Here is a 2,837-nt window from a genome sequence, read left to right on the forward strand (position 1 = left end):
ACGCCCTTCAGCGCGGCGGTCACGTCGGCGATGGTGAGCAGGTCACCGACGAAGACCTCGGCCCCGGCCTGCCGGAGTGAGTGCGCGCGTTCGTCGTCATGCCGCACGAACGCGCGCACGGGGTGCCCTTGTTCGAGCAGCATGTCGACCATCGTTCGGCTCACACCACCGATTTCGCCGGCGGCACCGGTGATCAGGATGGGGTTGCGCTCTGACACCAAGGTGTCTGTCCTCTGTCTGGTGGTGGGGGGAGTCAGCTGTTGAGAAAGCCCAGGAGGTGGTCGGCGACGGTCTTGGGCTGCTCGGTGTGCAAGGAGTGGCCTGCCCGGGGTGCGACGGTCCGCTGGATGGCGCACTGTGAGGCGAAGGGGCTGAGCTTGGTGGCCGCCGCCTCCGCGTGGGTCTGCGCGTCAGCCGGCCAGCCGGTTCATCTTGCGGATCTGCTTGTCGAAGACCCCGGCGGGGGCGACGCGGCGCAGGACCCTCGCGCGTCCGGCCAGGGGGCCGGCGGTGTAGCGCAGCTTCGGTGTGGCGTCGGTCGCTGCCGCGACGATCGCCTTGGCGACGACGGTGGGGACGTCGCCGTCCCTGATCGCCCGCGCCAGCACGCGGTCGACGGTCTGCCGCTGCTTCGCGTAGGCGTGCAGGGGTGTGTCCGGCTTCGCACTGTTGGCCTCGAATCCGGTCCTGGTGTAGGCGGGTTCGACGATGAGCGCCCGGACGCCGTGCTCACGGATCTCGTGGTCCAGGGACTCGGTGTAGCCCTCGACCGCGTGCTTGGAGGCGGCGTAGACGGCCATGTACGGCTGGGGCAGGAACCCGAGTACGGACGAGATGTTGATGATGCGCCCGCGTCGCTGGGCGCGCATGTGCGGCAGGACCTCGTTGACCATGCGCATGACCCCGAAGACGTTGGTCTCGAAGACGCCCTGAGCCTGCGCGACGGAGGTTTCCTCGGCCGCACCCATCGAGCCGATGCCGGCGTTGTTGACCAGGACGTCGATCCGCCCGAACCGCTCGATCACCTGCTCGACCGCAGCGGTGACCGAGGCGTCACTGGCCACGTCGAGGTCGAGGAACGTCACACCGTGGAGCGGGGTGACGCGCGAGGTGTCGCGGCCTGTGCCGGCCACGTCGAAACCGGCTGCGACCAGTGCGAGCGCGGTTTCCTTGCCGATGCCGGATGACGCACCCGTCACGAGTGCCACCGGTCGATTTGTCGTCATCATTACTCCCGTATTCATCGAGAAACCGATCGGTTTCGTCTCACCGTAAACTGATCGGTTTCCGCGTGCAAGTTCGAGCGGGAAATGATCCGGGACGTGTCACCGGCTACCTGCGGATCGATCCGCCGCCAGGACGTCGGCGGCAAGGCGCGTCCGCGCGAGGCCCCGGGCGGTGTTGGGTCAATGGCCCTGCGGGCTCGCGACGCTTCGGCGGCTTGCTGCCTGCGGGACGCTGACTGGTGCCTGCGAGAATGACGGCATGAACAGGGTCAGCGTGTAGGGGTCCACGCGGCTGACCTCGACGTGCCCCGAAACGCTCCTGAAGCAGATGCAGGGATACGACATCGTGGCGGCCGCCGAGGCGCGGCGCGATGAACTGTCAACTCGGGGAGCGCATCAGTCACCGAGTCTTCTGGAACAGGCGATACGTCAGCGCACTCCAGCCGCATCGAGCAGCGTGGTCACCGTGGGCTCGACGAGCCCCGTCAGTGTGTCGGCTCCGATCCCCGCGCGGGCGTTGGCGCCGTCGAAGACCAGGATCAGCTGCCGGGCCAGGAGGTCGGGATCGCTTGCCCCGCCCTGTTCGGCCTCGGAACGGAAGAACGCCGTGAGATTGGCCTTGATCCCGTGGGCCACCCGGCTCGCGGGGTGGTTCTGATCTTTGAGCTCGATCTGCACAGCCAGGTACCGACAGCCTCGGAACTCGGGCGCACCCGCCTGCGACTCCACTCGCTCGAAGACGTGGAGGATCCGCTCGCGGGGTGACCGGCCGTCGTCCGCCGCGGGCAGGAGCGTCGCCACGAAGCCGGAAGCACGCTCCTCCAGGCTGGCTGCCAGCAGTTCGTCCTTGCTGTCGAACAGCTGGTACAGGGAGCGCTTGGATACGCCTGCCGCTTTGCACAGCGCCTCGACGCCGATGCCGACACCGTCTCGGTAGGTGAGCGTGGCCGCCGCCTCCAGCAGCCGCTCTCTGGTACTTGGCTTTACTTCGGTGGTCATACTGCGAGGTTAACTCGATGCGCACGAAATCAAAACCGATCGGTTTTTAGGGTGGGCCGGGCGGCTTCCGGCGCCGCGCACAGTTGAGCGGACAGCTGACGTGCGCACAGAGGCTCGGCGACGACTCCGGGGGACAGGTCGTCGCCGAGCCCTGATGGTGTGCGCGCCTCCCCTTGCGTTCCGCTACGCCTGGACGGCGGTCTTCTCGGGCTTCGTCTCGACCGGGATGCGATGCAGTCCCTTGCGGTCGTACCACCCCAGCACCCCGAAGCCGAAGAGGGCGGCTGCCGCGAGGCCTGCGGCCATCATCACCCAGCCCCGGGTCAGCCCGGCGTCGGCCTGGGCGTCGTAGTAGAGGATCGAGCGGATGCCGCCGGTGATCTGCCGCAGCGGCTCGAACTCCGAGAGGAAGCGGTAGAAGCCGGGCAGCGCCTCGATCGGAGTGGTGGCGCCTGCTGTCGGCACCGCCATCGCGATGAAGACCAGTGTGACCACCAGCATGCCGGGCGTGCCGAAGACGGCGAGGAGGGTGAGTGCACCGATCCCGGTGACGGCGATGGCGCACACCGAGTACAGCCACAGCAGGGGCAGGTGGGCGGCGTCCATGCCCAT

The 2,837-nt window shown here is 67.9% G+C and carries 4 protein-coding genes; all 4 read right to left on the minus strand.

Annotated elements, in window-relative coordinates; genetic code table 11:
• A partial coding sequence (locus AC5P09_RS51540; protein ID WP_493880565.1) for an NmrA family NAD(P)-binding protein occupies window positions 1–218 on the minus strand: 218 nt, incomplete at its 3' end.
• 192 nt (window positions 219–410) lie between these two features.
• On the minus strand, window positions 411–1,226 hold the full coding sequence (locus tag AC5P09_RS51545; protein WP_493880566.1) for an oxidoreductase: 816 nt from the start codon (window positions 1,224–1,226) through the stop codon (window positions 411–413).
• A 429-nt stretch (window positions 1,227–1,655) separates the two neighbouring features.
• Window positions 1,656–2,225 carry a TetR/AcrR family transcriptional regulator gene (locus AC5P09_RS51550; RefSeq protein WP_493880567.1) on the minus strand — a complete coding sequence of 190 codons (570 nt, stop codon included), beginning with the start codon at window positions 2,223–2,225 and terminating at the stop codon, window positions 1,656–1,658.
• Between the two features lie 183 nt (window positions 2,226–2,408).
• Window positions 2,409–2,837 (minus strand): DUF3533 domain-containing protein (locus AC5P09_RS51555; protein ID WP_493880568.1); only part of this gene is annotated, 429 nt, incomplete at its 5' end.

The sequence above is a fragment of the Streptomyces sp. a15 genome, from assembly GCF_059026085.1.

Bases quoted from the DNA above. Each gene is read 5' to 3' on its own strand.
- AC5P09_RS51545 (WP_493880566.1), bottom strand. From the start codon at position 1,226: ATGACGACAAATCGACCGGTGGCACTCGTGACGGGTGCGTCATCCGGC.
- AC5P09_RS51550 (WP_493880567.1), bottom strand. From the start codon at position 2,225: ATGACCACCGAAGTAAAGCCAAGTACCAGAGAGCGGCTGCTGGAGGCG.